General features: G+C 45.9%; 15 protein-coding genes. 12 read left to right on the top strand and 3 right to left on the bottom strand.

The features are described from left to right. Positions 1-40: 40 nt before the first annotated feature. Positions 41-982 (bottom strand): glycerophosphodiester phosphodiesterase, encoded by a 942-nt coding sequence (locus FH749_09755; GenBank protein MTI95749.1) that lies wholly within the window; start codon positions 980-982, stop codon positions 41-43. Continuing rightward, on the bottom strand, positions 966-1,505 hold the full coding sequence (locus FH749_09760; protein MTI95750.1) for an aminotransferase class I/II-fold pyridoxal phosphate-dependent enzyme: 540 nt from the start codon (positions 1,503-1,505) through the stop codon (positions 966-968). Before FH749_09760 ends, FH749_09755 begins: the two co-directional genes overlap by 17 nt. Positions 1,506-1,847: 342 nt before the next feature. Here FH749_09760 and FH749_09765 point away from each other — a divergent pair, with 342 nt between their 5' ends. The 12 genes from FH749_09765 to FH749_09820 all read left to right on the top strand — a co-directional run bounded on the left by FH749_09765 (position 1,848) and on the right by FH749_09820 (position 18,585). Beyond that, entirely contained in the window at positions 1,848-2,066 is a 219-nt protein-coding gene (locus FH749_09765; GenBank protein MTI95751.1) for a hypothetical protein, read from the top strand. Positions 2,067-2,212: 146 nt separating this feature from the next. Beyond that, the gene (locus FH749_09770; GenBank protein MTI95752.1) at positions 2,213-3,499 is read left to right on the top strand and encodes a hypothetical protein; all 1,287 of its coding nucleotides are present in this window, start codon (positions 2,213-2,215) and stop codon (positions 3,497-3,499) included. A 117-nt stretch (positions 3,500-3,616) separates the two neighbouring features. Continuing rightward, the gene (locus FH749_09775; GenBank protein ID MTI95753.1) at positions 3,617-4,024 is read left to right on the top strand and encodes a hypothetical protein; all 408 of its coding nucleotides are present in this window, start codon (positions 3,617-3,619) and stop codon (positions 4,022-4,024) included. Positions 4,025-4,143: 119 nt separating this feature from the next. Further along, positions 4,144-5,112 carry a hypothetical protein gene (locus FH749_09780; protein MTI95754.1) on the top strand — a complete coding sequence of 323 codons (969 nt, stop codon included), beginning with the start codon at positions 4,144-4,146 and terminating at the stop codon, positions 5,110-5,112. A gap of 124 nt (positions 5,113-5,236) precedes the next feature. Continuing rightward, positions 5,237-7,264, top strand: a complete 2,028-nt coding sequence (locus tag FH749_09785; GenBank protein ID MTI95755.1) for an SAM-dependent DNA methyltransferase — start codon at positions 5,237-5,239, stop codon at positions 7,262-7,264. Further along, on the top strand, positions 7,251-8,597 hold the full coding sequence (locus FH749_09790; protein MTI95756.1) for a restriction endonuclease subunit S: 1,347 nt from the start codon (positions 7,251-7,253) through the stop codon (positions 8,595-8,597). Before FH749_09785 ends, FH749_09790 begins: the two co-directional genes overlap by 14 nt. A 109-nt stretch (positions 8,598-8,706) precedes the next feature. Then, positions 8,707-11,709 carry a type I restriction endonuclease subunit R gene (locus FH749_09795; GenBank protein MTI95757.1) on the top strand — a complete coding sequence of 1,001 codons (3,003 nt, stop codon included), beginning with the start codon at positions 8,707-8,709 and terminating at the stop codon, positions 11,707-11,709. A 50-nt stretch (positions 11,710-11,759) separates the two neighbouring features. Further along, a complete protein-coding gene (locus FH749_09800; GenBank protein MTI95758.1) occupies positions 11,760-13,232 on the top strand; it encodes a cytidine deaminase in 1,473 nt (490 codons plus the stop codon). 236 nt (positions 13,233-13,468) lie between these two features. Next, positions 13,469-14,221: a response regulator transcription factor gene (locus FH749_09805; GenBank protein ID MTI95759.1), complete on the top strand. Its 753-nt coding sequence runs from the start codon at positions 13,469-13,471 to the stop codon at positions 14,219-14,221. Between the two features lies 1 nt (position 14,222). Further along, positions 14,223-15,200 carry a HAMP domain-containing histidine kinase gene (locus FH749_09810; GenBank protein ID MTI95760.1) on the top strand — a complete coding sequence of 326 codons (978 nt, stop codon included), beginning with the start codon at positions 14,223-14,225 and terminating at the stop codon, positions 15,198-15,200. Positions 15,201-15,283: 83 nt separating this feature from the next. Next, positions 15,284-15,964, top strand: coding sequence for an ABC transporter ATP-binding protein (locus FH749_09815; protein MTI95761.1), 681 nt, complete (start codon positions 15,284-15,286; stop codon positions 15,962-15,964). Then, positions 15,961-18,585, top strand: coding sequence for an ABC transporter permease (locus FH749_09820; GenBank protein ID MTI95762.1), 2,625 nt, complete (start codon positions 15,961-15,963; stop codon positions 18,583-18,585). The genes FH749_09815 and FH749_09820 overlap by 4 nt, the downstream gene beginning before the upstream one ends. Before the next feature lie 59 nt (positions 18,586-18,644). Here the strand turns inward: FH749_09820 and FH749_09825 are convergent, their stop codons facing one another. Beyond that, the gene (locus FH749_09825; GenBank protein ID MTI95763.1) at positions 18,645-19,499 is read right to left on the bottom strand and encodes a leucine-rich repeat domain-containing protein; all 855 of its coding nucleotides are present in this window, start codon (positions 19,497-19,499) and stop codon (positions 18,645-18,647) included. Between the last annotated feature and the right edge of the window lie 224 nt (positions 19,500-19,723).

Consider the following 19,723-nt stretch of genomic DNA (forward strand, 5'->3'; position numbering starts at 1 on the left):
CTCCGGATATCCGGTTCAGGCCTGCTACAGTGGCTGAGTCTTATTTGCGTGGCGCTTCAAACCCCTCAAAAATCACATTGTCGAATATTTGAATGTCCCGCTTGTAGCTCTCCATATCCTTGACAGTCCAGGTAAGCAGATATAGGCCTTTTTGCTTCAGGCGCTTTGCAAGCCACCCGGGCAGGGTGCCCGTTTCGTAGGCGACAAAAGAAGGTTCGCTGATCTTATTCAAAAGTAAGTAGCGTAAAACAAACTTCTTCCACCAGGCCAGGTCTTCGTTCTTAAAATCGCTGGAAAGTTGTCCCCGAATATACTGGGGGGCATGTTTTTTTATGTACGCCAGCACAAACGGGTTAAAGGCCTGGATTGCAAAATCGCCTGTGTAATCCTGTAAATCATCGATTAGCGCCTGTTCCAACGGACCAACGGCGCCTTCATTTTTTACCTCAATCAATAGCGGTACTTTGCCATCAATGAGCGACAGTAGATCTTTAAGCAGCGGAATTCCCTGATCGCCATCCAGCAGGCGCAAGCCCTCTAATTGATCCCAGGTAAGGTCCGCAGTGTTCATGTCTAAACCGATCATTCGTTTTAAATTATAGTCATGAAACACTATCACCCGTCCATCCGCCGAAAGCTGTACGTCAATTTCTATCCCGTAGCCCTTGTCAATCGCCCGGCGAAAGGCATGTATAGAGTTTTCGGGAACATCCGCATCGTCAGTGTGCAGCCCTCGATGAGCGATGGGGACTTGCTTCAACCAGGCAGTTTTGTTCGATTGACGCACATTTGGACCGGGATTGATATATATGCAGAGAGCGAGCGCCAGGAGCAATAAGACAAAGGGAACTAATATGTAGACCAAATCAGTACCTCCTTGGACAAGCTTATTACTAAGCATATGCCGAATACTCGCGCCGGTCAAGGCAAAGTGCGATAATGATGTCAAGCCTCTTTGTACGTAGTTATAGAAAATGGCCATTTTGTGGTGCGTTATTGATAATTACAGATGAACCCCCGGCGTAATTCGGCTTTACTTCTTTTAAAATCGTGGCAAAGCTGTCGAGATTATCATCAGGGATTTCAGCTATGCAAAGCCGGATACATTTAGCTGGGTCGACTCTAATAGTGCCCGGGACCCAATCCTCGGGAAAGCAATCCGCAGCCGACTGGACTATTATCCCCAGTTGCTTGAGTCTGTTGCTAAAGCTCTCAGCTTGTTGAGTGGGTAACTCCAGCCAGATGAAAATACCATGTTGAGGAACATGCCAGTTGAGGCCTGGGGGGCTTAGGGCCTGAAAAATTACCTGAGCCTTCTTTAGTTTAGTTGTATAGGCGCTTTTTATTTTACTGATATGTTTGGCATACAACCCGGACTTAATGAATATGTCCAATGCTGCTTGGTGGAGGCCGGAAGTGTTAAGGTCGCTGAGGTGTTTAAGGTTGGTGACTTGCTCTTGTAAAGTATTATTGAGAACTGCTGCCCCAATGCGCAATCCAGGCATAAACGTCTTCGAGAAGCTGCGGATGTAGGAGTTCTTTTGCTTGTGTCATAGTAATGGATTGGCAGTGACCCTTTCTTGGAGCCTAGGTCAGCCAGGTAGTCATCTTCGATGATCTGTATATTGTATTTGTTTGCCAGCCGAGCAATTGTCTGCTTGTCCTCTCGGAAAGGGTATAAGCTGTGGGATTTTGATGTCTGGGCATGACGTAAAATGCAAGAAACCGACCAGTGCTAAACAGAGATTCTAGTTCCCTGAAGCCGTATCCATGCTTAGTTCGTTCATGAGAGCGTAATAAAGATTGTGTAAATGGGTATAACTACCAACTAAAGGAGTTGACCATTTATGCAAAAAGCCGAGAACAAAACCATCAAAGAATTAGCCCGTGAATGTGAAACTGTCGATGATGTCCATAACATGCTCAAAGACCTCTTTAAAGACACCCTACAGCAGATATTCGAGGGCGCTCGGGTTGCTCTCCAGCATTGCCCTATCTGCCAGAAGGTAAGAGCCGATACTAGTCTAAACAAATCACTAGCGAATAAACCATTTACACAAAAGTAATTACACTCCTTGCCCGACAATCTTGAGCGTGCATTTTATCGACACAACAGTTTGCTGAGTGAGGCTGTCATAGAATATGCGCACACTATAGTAAAACTCTGTGATATGATGATTGAGTCAAATGTACAGCACTGGAGGTAAAATACATGCCTGATGCCCATATTCTTATCGTCAATCCCCGGGATTTAAAAGTACTTCTGCTTAAACAACAAGTACACTGGACTCTTCCTGTTTTTCCTGGCAATGAACGCCACTCCGAGGTGAACGGAATCACCCAGGCTATCCGAAAACAGCTGGGATTACGGGTTCATCTATTGCACTGTATTCAGGACCACCTCCGGGTTTACGCAGCCGAGAACCTCAGTGCAAATATTACTCCCCTTAACGGGCGCTGGTTTAGCAAAGAGGAACTGGGGAGCCTAGACTCGGAGCATTCTAAATTACTCGCAAAACATTCAATCGGCAAACTGTTGCCGATTACTCCACCTTGGGCCCGAATCGGTTGGTTTGAGAAGGCGGAAAAGTGGATACTGGAGAAGCTTGAAAAGAAGGGAACGCCAGCAACAGGGCCGATTGAGCACGTCAAAGTCTGGGGCCTGTCTTGCATACTGAGGGTTCCCACTGACCAGGGCTGGGCCTGGTTTAAAGCTGTGCCCCCGGTCTTTTCCCGGGAGCCTGGGCTGGTCAGGCACTTGAACAAGAGATACCCGGGCTCAGTTCCCCGGGTTATATCCACCAACAGCGGTAAGGGTTGGCTGCTTACTAGGGATTTTGGTGGACGTGCGCTATGTGATTTTACCGATCCGGCTTACTGGGCCACTGTGCTCAAGTCCTATGCCCAGCTCCAGCAAGAGGAGGTCCCCTATGCTAAGCAGTTGGCTATTGACTTAGTCATTAGAGGCGGCTTGGATCGCCTGGAGAGTTGGGCTAGTTTACTGACTGAGTCATCAAATATGGCCACCCAGGGACTTATACCCGAAACAGCTGCAAAAGAATGGGGCAGGATTGTACCGGCGATTAAGCAGAAGTGTCGGCAACTTGCAGCATACAAAATCCCCGAAACCCTGGAGCACGGCGACCTGTATTGCGGCAACATAAACATCAATGATGACGGAGTGGTTTTCTTCGACTGGACCGACGGCTCTATTTCCCACCCCTTCTTCAGTCTGGATCCCTTCCTAAATGAATGTGAGTTCTCAGAAACAGACAAGGAGCACATAGTCTCTAGTTACTTGAAAAGCTGGGCCACGTACTTGGGCAGGGATATAGAGGATATTACAGCCGCTTGGGAATTGGCAAAACCTCTAGCCCTAGTCCATCAAACTGTAATCTACTTTAGAATTAAGAGATCCTTGCAGCCCGAGGGCCGGTGGCAGATAGGAAACAGTCCAGAAAACTTGCTCCGCAAAACTATCGATGCCTTCAAAGATTGAAGAAAACCATAACTTTTCGCAGGAGTCAGTTATTAAACGTCGAATAGTTTAACATCTAATCTCGTGAGCCTGTTTTGTGCTTGCGGGGTTATTTTTGTAAGAACGTAAGGGAGTCAAATGTTAACTGTTTTAACATGGAATATGGACCACTGGAAGCGGAAACATGAACAGAGGCGAGAGGCCTGGGAATACCTGACTGAAGTTATTCGATCGGATATTGCTTTGCTTCAGGAATGTGTGCCTCCTGACAACCTGCCAGGCTACCATGTAATTTACCGAGAAATAGGCGGCTCAAGGAAATGGGGCTCAGCAATACTTACCCGTTTTCCTGCAGAGGAAGTAGAATTTGACAACAGTCACCCGGGGGCTGTGGTAGCGGCTGAAGTCACATTGCCAGGCAGAAAGAATTTAACGGTTATCAGTTTGTACGGTGTGATGTCCAGACTCATCGTCATTCAAAAAGCGACTTCCCCTGGCAGGACGACTACATCCATGTCAGCAAGAAACTGGCTGGAAAGCTGGTAGCCTGTGAGGTTCTTGTGGATGGAAACTGTCAGAATCTTAAGTGACCATAACCCTGTTGTAACCCGGTTTGAATTGTAAAGCCGGCATCATGTGAGAAAATTAAGTGGAGGTGTTTTGAGGTGTGCAGGTATTTTAAAATTGTCACCTTGGGTGGTGACAAATACTCGTCTTATTTAAAAGAGGAAATTGAACAAAAGGGAAGGGTCCATTTTGGCTGGGGGTGGCATGATCTAAGGCAACTGAAAAACTCCCAAAAGCTCAATGACAGCGAGAAAGTTGTTTGGCGCTACTCCAAATTTATGTTAGAGAGGCTAAACAAAGGAGATCGCTTAGTTGTACAGTTTGAACGACCTCTAAGGAAGTTTATGATCGTCGAGGTTTCAGGTGAGTATGGCTACAATGATCCCCCAGGCGATGATTTTAATCATTTCAGACCATGTAGAACACTTACACCGTTAATTGACATTGACTCAGCCGTTGTGTCTCGCGCTCTTAGGCATGATTTATCAAAACGTGGGCATTATTACCAGATTTACAGTGAGGACACAATCCAGGAGCTGGATGAGTTAATCAAGGAAGAGAAGTGGAATGCTCCTCAGTACTCAGAGAAAAGAACGGTTGAAGCCGAGTGGGCAGATACCATAGAAACTGTAGTTCCGAGTACATTTGAGATAATAGGGCGTAAATGGAAGGCTACAAGCTTCGAGCAATTTGTGGCGAGGCTAGTAGAAAATATTCCCGGAATTGAGGTTTCACGTGCTGGCGATTCGCGAAAAGGGTGGGACATGCTAATACGTATTTTCGATCCACTCTCTGGAGAGATTATGTTTGATGAAGTGCCAGTGCAATGTAAAAACCATATTGGTATTGTGAATACTGAGCGACCTATCGAAGATTTGAAGAGATGCATAGAAAACTCTGGCAAAAGCATTGCATACCTATTCATTCTTGGGGATTTGCCAGATCAGTTTACCTACAAAATAAATAATCTTCAACAGGCACTGACATCAAGGCTTAATCAGGAAATAAAGTTAGTTGTAGTTGACCAAGAACAGATAGCCAAACTATTTATGCGATACTGGCAATAAGATGGATTTGATAAGCCCTGCATCCCTGCAGGGCACTTTTTTGGCTAGGTCGACCTGCAGGATTGACGCGCATTGTCGTAGAATCATGTTAAGATAGCTCAGTATTGTGACGGAGGGGAAGAGTATGAACAATTTCAATGACAAGGTAAACTTTATCTGGACCATAGCGGAACTGCTAAGAGGACCATACAAGAAAGAGCAGTATGGCGATGTAGTACTGCCAATGGCGGTTCTCCGGCGTTTTGATTGTGTCTTGGAAGATACAAAGGAAGATGTTTTAAAGCGGTATGAGGCATTGAAAAAGACCAATCTGCAAAATATTGACCCTGTCCTCAACAGTGTGTCAAAGCAGCAGTTTAACAATACAAGCCCCTACGATTTCCAAAAGCTTCTTGCAGAGCCAGATAACATTGCCAGTAACCTGAGGAATTACATAAATGGTTTCTCAAAGAATGCTCGGGAGATTATTGAGCATTTTGACTTCGATAAGCACATCACTAAGCTTGATGATAACGACTTGTTGTATCTTATCGTATCTAGATTCGCAGAGATTGATCTTCATCCTGAAGTGGTCAGCAACCTGGAAATGGGTTATGTATTCGAGGAGCTTATCCGTAGGTTCTCGGAACATGGTGAAGCAGGTGACCACTATACCCCCAGGGAAGTTATTAAGTTAATGGTCAATATTCTCTTGAATGGAGCAAATGAGGATTTAACCATGCCTGGTAAGGTTACTACGGTCTATGACTGTGCCGCAGGTACTGGCGGCATGTTGAGTGTTGCAGAGCAATACCTTCGGGAGCTTAATCCTGATATCCAGGTTGAGGTATTTGGCCAGGAGCTAAACCCTCAGTCTTATGCTATCTGTAAGGCTGATATGATGATAAAAGACCACAACGCCAATAATATTGTTCTTGGCGATTCATTTACGAAAGATGGCCACGCAGATGAGAAGTTCCGTTATATGCTGGTCAACCCTCCATTTGGTGTGGAGTGGAAGAAGGCCCAGAAGTTTATTAAAGAAGAGCATGAGACCAAGGGTTATAACGGCCGGTTTGGGGCAGGCTTACCCCGGGTATCTGATGGCTCTTTGCTATTCCTGCAGCATCTTATTTCTAAGATGAAGGAAGATGAGCAGGGGAGCCGTATCGGTATCATTTTTAACGGCAGCCCTCTTTTTACTGGTGATGCTGGATCCGGTGAATCTGAGATCCGTCGTTGGATAATCGAAAATGATATGCTGGAAGGCATTATCGCCTTACCAGACCAGTTGTTTTACAACACTGGTATTTCAACCTATGTCTGGATAGTAACCAACCGAAAAAACAATGATCCCAAGAATGGACCGATCCGCACAGGCAGAGTTCAATTGGTTAATGCCGTAGAATATTATCAAAAGATGCGCAAGAGCCTTGGGCATAAGCGCCATGAAATCTCTGAAGAGCAGATTAACGAAATATCTCGGATTTATGCAGAGTTTAAAGATGTCGAGAACTGTAAGATTTTTGATAATGATGATTTTGGCTTCCACAAGGTTGTTGTTGAAAGGCCTCTCAGGTTAAATTTCCAAGTAACCGAGGAACGAATAGAAAGAGTAAAAGCGGAACGTGCATTTGAAAACTTAGCTGCTTCTAGAAAGAAAGGTCAAGCTGGGCAACAAGAGATTGAAGAAGGACAACAATTTCAGGAACAGATTCTTAACGTCTTATATTCTATGGATAGTTCAGTGGTATACAAAAATAGGGACGAGTTTACTAAGGTGTTGAAGAAAGCGTTTAAATCTGAGGAAGTAGTTTTATCTGCTCCTGTGCTAAAAGCAATCTTAAGTGCTCTGTCCGAGCGAGACGAGACCGCTGACATTTGCACTGATTCAAAAGGAAACCCTGAGCCAGATACTGAACTCAGGGATACTGAGAATGTCCCACTTAAGGAAGATATTCAGGAATACTTCAAAAGGGAAGTAAAGCCACATGTTCCTGACGCTTGGATTGATGAGTCTAAGACTAAGGTGGGCTACGAGATACCATTGACCAGGCATTTTTATAAGTATGAACCCCTTAGACCTTCAGAGGAAATCATGGGTGAGATTAAGGAACTCGAAAAAGACATCCTGGCTAAAATCAGGAAGGTGATGGGCAATGGCGAAATATAAGCCTTATGAGAAATATAAGGATTCAGGTATTGAGTGGATAGGGCAGGTGCCGGAGCATTGGGGGGAAACGAAAATAAAGCACATTGCCAAAATCAATAAAAGAGCACTTCCAGAAAGTACACCCAATGATTATATAATTGATTACGTTGACATCGGTAGTGTAACGCCAGAGGGTAAAGTAAATAGTGTGCAAACTGTCACCTTTGAAAAATCCCCTAGTCGGGCGCGAAGAATTATTCTAGATGGGGACACAATTGTATCAACCGTTAGAACTTACTTAAAAGCAATTACTTGGTTTGATAGTCCCCCGAAGAATTTAATATGCTCTACCGGTTTTGCAGTTTTATCACCTACCGATTCAATCAGCCCCAAGTTCCTGTTTCGTCTAATGCAGTCAGAGCCTTATATAAATGAAATTGTAAGTCGGTCTACAGGTGTTAGCTACCCTGCAATCAATGCCTCTGAAATAGGTCAATTCCTTTGCTATCTGCCACTCTTGGAAGAACAACAAGCCATCGCCAACTTCCTAGACCAAAAAACATCCGAAATAGATGCCCTTATAGCTGATAAAGAAAAGCTCATCAAGATATTACAGGAGTACAGGCAGTCAGTTATCAGTGAAGCAGTAACAAAGGGGCTTAACCCTGATGTAAAGATGAAGGATTCAGGTGTTGAGTGGATAGGGCAGGTGCCGGAGCATTGGAAGTCCAGAAAGCTTAAGCACGTTATGAAGTTGGTGTATCGTTACCCAACATATTATGGGATATCATATCAATCAACAGGTGTTCTTGAAATTCGAGGAGAAATGCTTTCTGAAGATGGAACGATTTGTACGAAATCATGCGAGCCAAGATATATTTCAGAAGAGACTGCAAGTAAATTTCCTCGAACAAAACTTGAGGTTGATGATATTGTTATGTCTGTACGTGGAACAATGGGTAAGGTTGGGATAGTTACCTTGAAAGAAGAAGGAAGTAATATAACAGCAAATCTACTTAGGTTATCACCCGATACAAATGCTATATATTCTCAATGGCTTATCAAGGTTCTCAGAAGCTTCAATTTTCACCAAGAACTTGATAACTGCTGTGATAAAACTACAATTCAAACCGTTAGGGTCCCTAAACTCCTAGATATTTATATTCCTTTTCCTTCTCTAGGAGAACAACAAGCCATTGCCAACTTCCTTGACCAAAAAACCTTTGAAATAGATGACCTTATAGCTGATATCCGAAACAGTATCGATTCCCTTAAGCATTATCGCCAGTCCCTGATATCCGAAGCAGTTACCGGAAAAATAGACGTCAGAGGATATGATAGTGAGGGACATTAAATACTTAAGGCTTAACGACTCTTCCGTTTAGGAGCTTCCTGGCGGCGACTTATTACCATATGCTCTGATGACGATTTAGAGAGGGCTAAACCACTATTGAAACAGAGCTATGAAGGTAACTAGGAGGGATCTTATGCCAACTCCATCCAAGCCAACGGAAAAGGGATTTGAAACTCAAATCGAAGAGCATTTGCTTTCTCATGGCTATGTTTCTGGCAATCCTACGGACTTCAATCGAGACTTCGCCATGGATACTCGGCTACTGTTCGAGTTCTTGGAAGATACTCAGCCCGTGAAGATGCAGAAGCTCAAGGAGATCTATAAGGAACAGTATCAATTTAAGATTGTTCGTCGCCTTCATCAGGAATTGAATAATCGGGGCATGATTGACGTTCTGCGCCACGGCATCAAAGACTATGGCGTTTATTTGGACCTAGCATTTTTTAAGCCGGCCACCAGTATGAATGTTGAGATGCTAGAGCTGTACCAGAAGAACCGAGTATCAGTTACTAGGCAGGTGCATTATAGCAATGTTAATGAAAACAGCGTGGACATGCTTCTATCTGTTAATGGTTTACCGGTAGTTATACTGGAGCTGAAAAACCAGTTTACTGATCAGAATGTTAATAACGCCATGCGGCAGTTTCAAAAGGACAGAGACCCCAAGGAAATGTTTTTCCAGTTTAAAAAAAGGGCAGTAGTTTTCTTTGCCGTTGACACTGATGAAGTGTATATGACCACCCGTTTGGCAGGGGACAGCACTTACTTTCTACCGTTCAACAAGGGATATAATGGTGGCAAGGGTAACCCGCCAAATCCAAATGGATTCAAGACAGCATATCTATGGGAAGATATTCTTGAAAGAGACAGTCTGTTGGATATCCTGAAGCGCTTCGTTTATCTGGAGAAGGAAGAAAAGAAGGATGAGAACGGCAAGCAGTATATCTCTGAGACATTGATATTTCCCCGTTACCATCAGCTAGCTTCTGTACGTGAGCTAGAGGCGGCTTCCCGCTCAGAAGGGGCTGGGAGCAGTTATCTGATTCAGCACAGTGCAGGGTCCGGGAAAACTAATTCAATCTCCTGGTTGGCACATCGATTATCCAGTCTGCATGATGAATCTGATAAACCTGTATTTGATACAGTGATTGTTATTACCGACCGTCTTGTTCTGGATCGGCAGCTACAGGACAGCATATATCAGTTGGAGCATAAGCACGGCGTCGTTGAAAAGATAGACAAGGACTCTGATCAGCTTGCCTCTGCTCTTGCCGGGGGGACCCGGATAATCATTTCCACACTGCAAAAGTTCTCCTTTATCCTAGAGAAGGTAGGGCAGTTGGGTGATCGTAAGTATGCGGTAATTATTGATGAGGCCCATTCCAGTGCTGCAGGCAAGCATGCAGCATCCCTGAGGGAGGTGCTTTCAGTCGGCAGTCTAGAAGAGGCAGCAAAAGCTGATGAAGAAGCTGAGGCTAAAGCGTATGACCCGGACGAGGAAATACTGGACTCTATCACTCGACAAGGTAGACAGGATAATATAAGTTACTTTGCTTTTACGGCGACACCGAAAGCAAGAACACTAGAGATGTTTGGCACTCCGGGCGACGATGGCAAGCCCAGGCCTTTTCATCTGTACTCCATGCGCCAGGCAATTGAGGAAGGATTTATCCTTGATGTCCTCAAGCATTATGTCACCTACTCAGTCTATTACAAGCTGGCGAAGCGGATTAAGGATGACCCCAAGTTTGAAAAGGGTAAAGCGGCCAAAGCATTGGCCCGGTTTGTTAGTTTGCATCCCCATAACATTGCTCAGAAGACAGAAATTATGATAGAACATTTCCGACAGGTTACTCGGCATAAGGTTGGCGGGCGGGCCAAGGCAATGGTGGTTACAAGTTCCCGGTTGCATGCTGTGCGATACAAGCTGGCCTTTGATGAATATATCAAGCGCAAAGGTTACTTAGATATGAAGACTTTGGTCGCGTTTACCGGCACTGTGGATGATGAAGGTGTCTCCTACACAGAAACAGATTTTAACCAGTTTAAAGAGGCGGAAGTGCCCGCTAAGTTTGCTACCGATGAATACCAGGTTTTGCTGGTTGCCGAGAAATACCAGACGGGTTTTGACCAGCCATTGCTACATACGATGTTTGTCGACAAGAAACTTTCGGGAGTAAAAGCGGTTCAGACCCTTTCTCGGTTGAACAGAATCCATAAAGGGAAGAAGGATACCTTCATCCTTGATTTCGTAAACAAAGCAGAGGACATCCAGGAAGCTTTCCGTCCGTATTATGAGCAGACAGTCGTTGAAGAAGTGACCGACCCAAATACCCTTTACGATCTTCAGCATGAGCTAGATAAGTTTGGCGTGTATATTGACGAAGAGTTGAGCAAATTTACTGAAGCATATTTCGACCAAGCCAACAAAAAGCGCGACGGTATTCTGAATTACTATATCGACAACGCTGTTAAGCGATTTTGGAGGTTGGATGATGAGTTCCAGGATGATTTTAATCACCTAGGCAAGAAGTTTGTGCGACTCTATTCCTTCCTTTTGCAGATTACACCCTTCAAAGACGTGGACCTTCACAAGCTTTACTTGTTCTTAGACCTGTTGCTGCGGAAAACCAAGCGGGGGGCCGGAGGGCAGTCTTTGAATTTAGCTGATGAGGTGGAATTACAATATTACACAAGCAAGAAGACTTTCGAAGGCGATCTGTCGATTAAAGAAGGCGATGGCACTGAGATACCTGGGGGGATACCGGGGGGAAGCGGCAAGAAAGAAGATGAAGAGGAAGAACTGTCGGCAATCATTGACCGGCTGAATCAGCGGTTCGGGACCAATTTCACCAAGGCAGATATGATATCCACCGATCAGTTGATTGAGGATTTTGCTGAGGATGAGGAGCTGACCCAGAAGGCACAAAATAATTCTATTGATGATTTCCGATTTGCATTCGAGAATGCGTTTCTCAATAAGGTGGTAGAGCGTATGGAACAAAATGAAGCCTTCTTCACCCGAATACTGGATGATGAAGACTTCAAAAATGCACTGGCTGATTATATGTTGGTGAGGACGTATAAGCGTTTGCGACAAAGTGCAGGATGATTGAAATGGTAGCAGGATTTTGGCACACAGTATCGAAATAGTCTGTAAATATGTTTTGTGTGGTGAGTGGTGTGCCAATTGTAAACCTTGATCACTTTGATTTTATAGATAAACCGGAAATAATATTTGGTTTGGTTGGTGCGGTGGGAACTCCGCTGAAACAAGTTACTCAGATTTTAAAAGAACAGATGGAAATAAGGGAATATTCTTCGGAAGAGATTGAGCTGAGTAAGTTTCTTTGTGAAAATTTACCTCTAAGAAGTTCGGTTTGTCATGATGGTGGCGAATATTCTCGGATTGATAGCATGATGAATCGCGGGAATGAGCTCCGGGAAAGAACAGATGGTGGCGAGGTGTTGTCTTTACTCGCTGCTGCAAAAATACATGTAAAAAGATCAGAGGACCACCTGTATCTCAATGGTCAATCCTTTATCTTACGCCAATTAAAGCATCCTGAAGAAGTGTTCTGCCTGAGGAGAATATATGGTTCCTCGTTCCATTTGATAGGGGTATATTCTTCGGAAGCTTCCCGAAGACAAAACTTGCTGAAACAAGGAATGAGTTCTGACCAGGTTGACCGTATCTTCGCAAGGGACGAGGGCGAGGAATTATTGTATGGTCAACAATTACGGGACACTTATTACTTGGCAGACGTCTTTGTTGCTGATGGGCCACAGTTAGAAGGTCAGCTGCAGCGCTATTTAAAACTTCTTTTTGCGGAAGAGGTAATAACCCCTTCTGCAGATGAATACGGTATGCATTTATCTTATAGTGCATCGCTTAAGTCGGGCGACCTGTCCAGACAAGTTGGTGCGGCCATATTGAATGAACATAGGGAAGTTATCTCTCTAGGAGCAAATGAGGTTCCTGCACCAATGGGAGGGCAATACTGGGAAGATTCGCCACTAGATTCTCGCGATTGTAGAAAAGGATATGACTCTAACGCTAAGATAAAAAGAGAAATAGTGGAAGATATAATTAAAGCCCTCCAGCTGTCGGACGATGTAGAGCAAGTATCTTACAAATTAAAAAACACTCGGTTAATGGATATCACGGAATTTGGAAGATGTGTCCATGCTGAGATGGAGTCAATATTAGGAGCTGGAAGGGTGGGGATATCCTGTAGACAAGGCACCCTATATACAACGACATTTCCATGCCATAATTGTGCCAAACACATTGTTAATGCGGGGTTACAACGCGTAGTATATATTGAGCCTTACCCCAAGAGCATGGCCAAGGATTTACATGACGATGCAATTGCCTTTACTGAAGATGGGGAAGGCGAAGAAACCGAAAAAGTAATCTTTGAGCCTTTTGTGGGTGTTGCTCCACGAAAATATTGGATTTTATTCTCCATTTATACTGCTGATGGCAGGCGGTTAAAAAGAAAAGATGACGAAGGAAATTTGGTGGATACGCCTTTGGGCTTGCGCCTTGCAACTTCCACTTTGACCTATATCGAAAGGGAAAGAGTGGTTGCCGCTGCTGTATCAAGAATAAAAGAGCTCTTACTAAAGTGAGTATTTGGGAGGAGTGAGATTTATGAATAGAGAGAGCACTTTAAAGTGGGTAGAAACTGAGGAGTCGAAGCACTTTTGGGAGCAAATCGAGCAGGCAGCATCGAAAGCACCTAGAGAAATTGTTGAAAAGATAATTGAAGATATTGACCAAAAAATGCAATCTAAAAAGGATTAGGTATGATTATTTATAACTGTCATTCGGCAGTTATTTCTTTATGACAATATAGCCACACAATATGCTACATCATCATGATATAATATCCCCGGTGATGCATATGCAGAAGTTACTGCTCGTTGAAGACGATAAAACAATAGCCCTGGGTCTCGAGTATTCCCTGGGCCAGGAGGGGTTTGCGGTTACTGTCTGTTATGACGTGACTTCAGCCCTTTCTGTGCTTGAGGAATCCTTCGATTTAATCATCCTAGACCTTGGTTTGCCGGACGGGAGCGGCTATGACATTTGCCGTACTGTGAAGGAGAAGTCCGATGTGCCTGTCATCTTCTTGACGGCTGTTGACGATGAGGTCAATGTTGTCATGGGCCTGGATATGGGCGCCGATGATTATATCACCAAACCGTTTCGGGTTCGGGAGCTGGTGTCTCGGATTAAGACAGTCTTACGGCGCTACCGGAAGACCGAAGGCGGTTTGAGTGGGACTGGGGAGAAAGGTGACCGATCAGAGCTCCGCCTCGGGGATGTGCTGATTAACACGGCCCAGGCCAAGGTATATAAGCGTGATGTTGAGATTCAGCTCACTGCCTTGGAGTATCGGCTGCTGTTGACCTTTGTGAATAACGAGGGCCAGGTGCTTTCCCGGTCGCAGCTGCTGGAGGGCATCTGGGATATTGCCGGGGACTTCGTGAATGACAATACCCTGACTGTCTACATCAAGCGGCTACGGGAGAAGATTGAAGACGATCCCCAGCATCCTGCCTTAATCCATACTGTGCGTGGGCTGGGCTACAAAGCGGGTGAGTGGGATGCTTAGAATGTTTCGGAATCGTGAAGTTTTGCTTGTGCTATCTGTTATGCTGTTGGTTTCTTTGGTTGGTATAATCGTTGGTTCTTCAGTCAGCGCCGCCGGGATTGTTGCTGCTGTTTCGGCGGCTTTTGTTCTGCTCTTTTTAGGGTTCACCTGGTGGCGTTATCGGGAGCTGGACCGGCTTGCCGAATATCTGACCCGGGTAGTTGAGGGCAACTATGGCCTGGACATCCGGGATAATGCCGAGGGAGAGTTGTCGATTCTCAAGAGCGAAATCTATAAGGTTACAGTTATGTTGAGCGAGCAGGCAGCGGCGCTGCGTAAAGAGAAGGGCAATCTGGCCGATGCCCTATCAGATATCTCCCATCAGCTAAAGACGCCGCTGACCTCAATGTTTGTGATGACGGATTTATTGTGTGGCGACTTGCCAGAGGAGAAGCGGGTGGAGTTTACCGGCAAGTTGCGGCGACAGCTGGAGCGAATTGAGTGGTTGGTTACTTCGCTATTGAAGCTCTCGCGGCTGGATGCGGGCACAGTGGAGTTTCGCAAGGCTGCTGTTTCGGCTGAGCGCTTGGTTTCCGCGGCCTGCGAGCCGCTGCTAATTACAATGGAGTTAAAGGAACAGAAGCTGGTTGTGGACTGTCCGGAGTTTGAGTTTGTCTGTGATTTGAACTGGACGGTGGAGGCGCTGGTTAATATATTGAAGAACTGTGTGGAGCATACGCCGGCGGGCGGGGAGATTCGGATTAGTTGTAGGGACTATCCATTGTATACCGAGATTGTGATTGAGGATAATGGTACAGGCATTGACAAGGCGGATTTACCCTATATCTTCAACCGCTTTTATAAAGGGAAGAATGCCGGCGATGATTCAATCGGCATCGGCCTGGCCATGGCCAAGAGCATTGTCGTGGCTCAGGGCGGGAGCGTAGACGTGCGCAGCAGTGATTTAGGTAGTAAGTTCATGCTCCGGTTTTTTCGATAAGTGACTAAACTGTCACTTTTTTTGTCACTGACTGGTCACCTGGGGAGAGTAAACTGAAACCATAAATCGAAGGAGGAAGAGTGATGGAAATTTTGCGGGTGGAGAATTTAAGCAAGGTTTATGGTTCCGGGGAGACGGCAGTGCGGGCGCTGGATGACGTTTCTTTCTCTGTGGATAAAGGTGAATTTGTGGCGATAGTCGGGCCCTCGGGCTCGGGCAAGTCTACACTATTGCATATCCTGGGCGGGGTGGACCGACCCAGTTCCGGGCATGTGTTCATTGATGATGTAGACATTTATGGCCTGAACGAAACGCGACTGGCCATCTTCCGCCGCCGGCAAATTGGTTTGATCTATCAGTTTTACAACCTGATTCCCGTCTTGAGCGTGGAAGAGAACATTACCTTGCCGCTGCTTTTGGATGAGCGCAAGGTGGACAGCAGTCGTTTAGGCGAGATCATTGACACACTGGGGCTTGCTGACCGTTTAGGACATTTGCCGAACCAGCTCTCCGGTGGGCAGCAGCAGCGGGTATCCATCGGTCGGGCGCTGATCAACAACCCGGCGCTTGTTCTGGCCGATGAGCCCACTGGCAATTTGGATAGCAAGAATAGCGCCGAGATCATCGAGCTGTTGAAGCTCTCGAATAAGAAGTACAATCAGACATTGTTGGTCATTACCCACGACCAGGACATTGCCATGCAGGCCGACCGGATCATCAGTCTTGAGGACGGGCGGATTGAGCGGGATGAGGTTCGGCGATGAATGTTATCAATAAGCTGACGTTACGCCATTTGTTGCTGAACAAAAAACGGACGCTGGTGACAATCATCGGGGTAATTTTATCCGTTTCGATGATTACTGCCGTCACCACCTTTGTGGTTTCCGCTCAGGATATGATGATTCGGGATGCAATTCAGGGCCGGGGATATTGGCATGCAAATTTCTCAGATATCGAGGCGGATAAGGCCGATGTGTTTTTGGATTCGCCCCATGTTGAACAGGCAATGTTCATGCATAACCTTGGATATGCCGAGCTTGAGGGAAGCACAAATGAATTTAAGCCGTATCTGTTTGTTCAAGAATTTGATGCTGCCAGTATGGAGAATTTGGCCCTAGATTTGATAGATGGGCGTTTTCCGGAGCGCAGTGATGAGCTGGTTGTCTCTGAACATATCGGTTACAATGCCGGTGTTGAGATTGCTGTAGGGGACACACTGGAGCTTGCCATCGGCCAGCGCTATTTTGAAGGTAAGCGGCTGGGGCAGGATAAGCAATTCATGCTCTCAGATGACCGGGTTGTGCAGGAAACTCTAGAGATTGAGTTTGTCCGCGAGTATACTGTGGTCGGGGTAGTGGCACGTCCTACACTTGAGAACCGTTCGGCGCCGGGCTATACCGTGTTCAGTTACTTCGATCGGGACAATCTGGCCACAGCTGGGGTGTTGGATGTCTGGATGACATTTGCCAATGTTAGCGGGGCGATTTATGAACAGGGCCAGGAACTGGCTGCGGCTGCTGGGGTGCAGGTTTATCATGACGATCCTTTGTCTGGAGAGCGTACCTATTTTGTGCGCTATAATAGTAATCTGCTCTCAATGTATGGAGTGACAGACAATCCCCTGATTGGCAATGTGTTAAACACCTTTGCCTTAATTGCAATTGTGATCATCATGGTCGGCTCAGTGGCGCTTATCTATAATGCTTTTGCTATTTCTATATCTGAGCGCTCCCGTCAATTGGGGATGCTGGCCAGTGTAGGGGCGACGCGACGGCAGAAGAAGAATTCTGTGTTTTTTGAAGGTCTGGTTATTGGTCTTGTGGGGATACCGCTTGGTCTGTTTGCTGGTATTGGCGGCATGGGAGTGACTTTCTATTTTGTCGACCCGATTATTGCCAATCTGATGGCCATGCCAGTAGAATTGCGTCTAGTGGTTTCATCGGTATCTGTCGCCGTAGCGGTACTCTTTTCTGCCCTGACAATCTTAATTTCGGTCTGGATTCCAGCGCGGCGGGCGGCGAAGATAACGCCAATCGAGGCAATTCGGCAGACCCGGGATGTAAAGCTATCTCGCCGGGACGTACGCACATCCTGGCTAACCCGGTGGCTCTTTGGTTTTGAGGGCGAGTTGGCGCTGAAGAATCTGAAGCGCAATCGGCGCCGCTATCGGGCGACAGTGGTCTCCTTGACTGTGAGTATTGTGTTGTTCCTGACCGTGTCCAGCTACGCCAACTTCGCCACAGTGGGAAGTAACATGTATACACAGGGGCTAAATTACGATCTGAGCATCTACCTGGGTAATGTTTCTGTTGAGGAACAGCAGGAGTTTTACAGGCAAGTCATGGGTATGGAAGCAGTGGCAGAATATTTGTATGAGCAGACTCTGTATGCTTCAATGGAGCTGCCTCCGGAACGCGTCAATGAGCTTGTGCGTGAACATTGGGAACCCGAGGATGGTTTGTATACGTACTCTGTATATCTTCATTCGCTAGACGATGCAGCGCTTGCGAATTATGCCCAGGAAGCGGGAGTGCCTCTGTCGGTGTTCAGTGACGATAGTTTTGGGGCTATTGCCTTCAATCTATTCAGAGCACATTGGGATGATATGATAGTGGAAAGTGAAGCTATTAAAGCCCGAGTCGGCGATGTGCTGGAAATAGACTTGATTGGTTTCGGGGAGGAATCACATTTTGAAGAAGTGGAGCTGGTCGCGTTTACCGGTCATGCGCCCATGGGTTCCTCGGCCTGGGGGCGTCCCAATGCTCTAACTTTGGTGGTTCAGGAGACTGTGTTTGATGCAATGGTTGCCGGATTACCGGAAAATACCTTTGCCAACGACCGAAGGACATTGTATGTGAACAGTCCGGAGCCGATCGCTCTGGAAGCACAGTTGCGGGAGCTTCTGGGGGAGCAGTTTGCGGGTGATTTGCATATTAACAACCAGGCGAAGGCGGCCCAAGAGGAGCGACAGTTTGTGTTGCTGGTAATGATTTTCATCACCGGGTTCATCGTCCTGATAACCCTGATTTGCATCGCCAACATCTTTAATACTGTTTCCACCAGCATTGGCCTGCGCCGGCGGGAGTTTGCAATGTTAAAGTCCGTGGGCATGACCCCGGAAGGCTTTAACCGAATGATTCGCTATGAGAGTGTGTTTTACGGCATCAAAGCTTTGTTGTTCGGGCTGCCCATTGGCTTCGGGATTAACTACCTGTTGTATATGGCGATGAGTGAAGGATTCTTATTTGCCTTCACCATGCCGTGGCAGAGCTATATTGTTGTGGTGGTGGCAGTGTTTGCAGTGGTGTTTACTACCATGCTCTACGCCAGCGCCCGAATTAAGAAGGAAAATATTATCGACGCGTTGCGTGATGAAAATATGTAATCCAAAACCCCTGGGGATATCGCTATCTCCAGGGGTTTCGGGTGATTAGAAAAGAGGTTTTATCGGTGATAGGCAATTTCTATACCTTTGCCTTCTAGGATTGCTACGTGGTCAAAGATTAGATGTTTGACATCGTGGTCCAGGTAAATTCTCAGTTCTTGTAGGTTGGCCAGGTTTTCCAATGGTTTGAGATTATATACCGGGTTGTAGGACAGGGTGAGGTTGTATAATCGTTCGGCGCTGGCCAGGACGGAAATATCTGACACATTGTTACTTTGTAGGTCGAGGACTTCCAGGGATTTTTTATTTTCTAGGGCTTCAATCGAACTGATGTTGTTGCGGGCGAGATTTACTTGTCTTAGGTTGTGCAGGTCGGAAAGCGCGTCGATATTTTCGATGTAGTTACTGCTCAGGGTTAATTCCTCAAGGGCAGTAAAGTTTTCTAGGAAATCTATCTCGCTAATGTTCGAGTCGATGATGCTCAAGCGGATTAAACTTGGTAACTCCCCTAAGTGCACAGGCTGCTGTTCAATTTCCGAGTATGAGATTGTGATATAGGTCAGGGAGTTGATGTTGCTGATTGGCTCTAGCGACTCGATATCGTTTTTGTTGATGGAAAGACTGTAGAGATTGGTGGCATATTCCAGGCCATTAAGGTCTTTGACGTTGTCTTCTTTAATGCGTATTTCATAGAGCATTTGCATGTCTGTGGACAGGATGTCGCCTTCGGGCATAAACAGTTCCTCTCTGACAATTCGCTCCAGCTCTGGACAGGTAAAAATGACGACTGTTTCTTCTTCGTTCCCGGGCATGTCAGGTTTAGTATGATCGTCTATATCTGTTTGCTTGTTGCCAGCAGTGCAGCCGCATATGAGTAAGAACGCCAGGGTAAAGACCAGCACTTTTATTTTCATGCTCTTCCGATTCCTCCTGAGGGTTCAATTTGCCTTTCATTATCCATTGTAGCAACCGGACTTCAAATGGGTATCACCCTTAGAGGTGATTTTTGATTATTTATTTCTGCTCTAAATTTCTCGTATTTGCTATTAGTTCATAAAGAGTTCACAAATTTTGATTATAATCGGTGTTGACTCGCGAAGCGGGGAGTTATACAATAGCAACATCTGACCGACCGGTC

It is taken from the genome of Bacillota bacterium, assembly GCA_009711825.1.
Lineage (GTDB): Bacteria > Bacillota > Proteinivoracia > UBA4975 > VEMY01 > VEMY01.

Bases quoted from the DNA above. Each gene is read 5' to 3' on its own strand.
- FH749_09755 (MTI95749.1), bottom strand. From the start codon at position 982: ATGGCCATTTTCTATAACTACGTACAAAGAGGCTTGACATCATTATCG.
- FH749_09760 (MTI95750.1), bottom strand. From the start codon at position 1,505: ATGCCTGGATTGCGCATTGGGGCAGCAGTTCTCAATAATACTTTACAA.
- FH749_09765 (MTI95751.1), top strand. From the start codon at position 1,848: ATGCAAAAAGCCGAGAACAAAACCATCAAAGAATTAGCCCGTGAATGT.
- FH749_09770 (MTI95752.1), top strand. From the start codon at position 2,213: ATGCCTGATGCCCATATTCTTATCGTCAATCCCCGGGATTTAAAAGTA.
- FH749_09775 (MTI95753.1), top strand. From the start codon at position 3,617: ATGTTAACTGTTTTAACATGGAATATGGACCACTGGAAGCGGAAACAT.
- FH749_09785 (MTI95755.1), top strand. From the start codon at position 5,237: ATGAACAATTTCAATGACAAGGTAAACTTTATCTGGACCATAGCGGAA.
- FH749_09790 (MTI95756.1), top strand. From the start codon at position 7,251: ATGGCGAAATATAAGCCTTATGAGAAATATAAGGATTCAGGTATTGAG.
- FH749_09795 (MTI95757.1), top strand. From the start codon at position 8,707: ATGAAGGTAACTAGGAGGGATCTTATGCCAACTCCATCCAAGCCAACG.
- FH749_09800 (MTI95758.1), top strand. From the start codon at position 11,760: ATGTTTTGTGTGGTGAGTGGTGTGCCAATTGTAAACCTTGATCACTTT.
- FH749_09805 (MTI95759.1), top strand. From the start codon at position 13,469: ATGCTACATCATCATGATATAATATCCCCGGTGATGCATATGCAGAAG.
- FH749_09810 (MTI95760.1), top strand. From the start codon at position 14,223: ATGTTTCGGAATCGTGAAGTTTTGCTTGTGCTATCTGTTATGCTGTTG.
- FH749_09815 (MTI95761.1), top strand. From the start codon at position 15,284: ATGGAAATTTTGCGGGTGGAGAATTTAAGCAAGGTTTATGGTTCCGGG.
- FH749_09820 (MTI95762.1), top strand. From the start codon at position 15,961: ATGAATGTTATCAATAAGCTGACGTTACGCCATTTGTTGCTGAACAAA.
- FH749_09825 (MTI95763.1), bottom strand. From the start codon at position 19,499: ATGAAAATAAAAGTGCTGGTCTTTACCCTGGCGTTCTTACTCATATGC.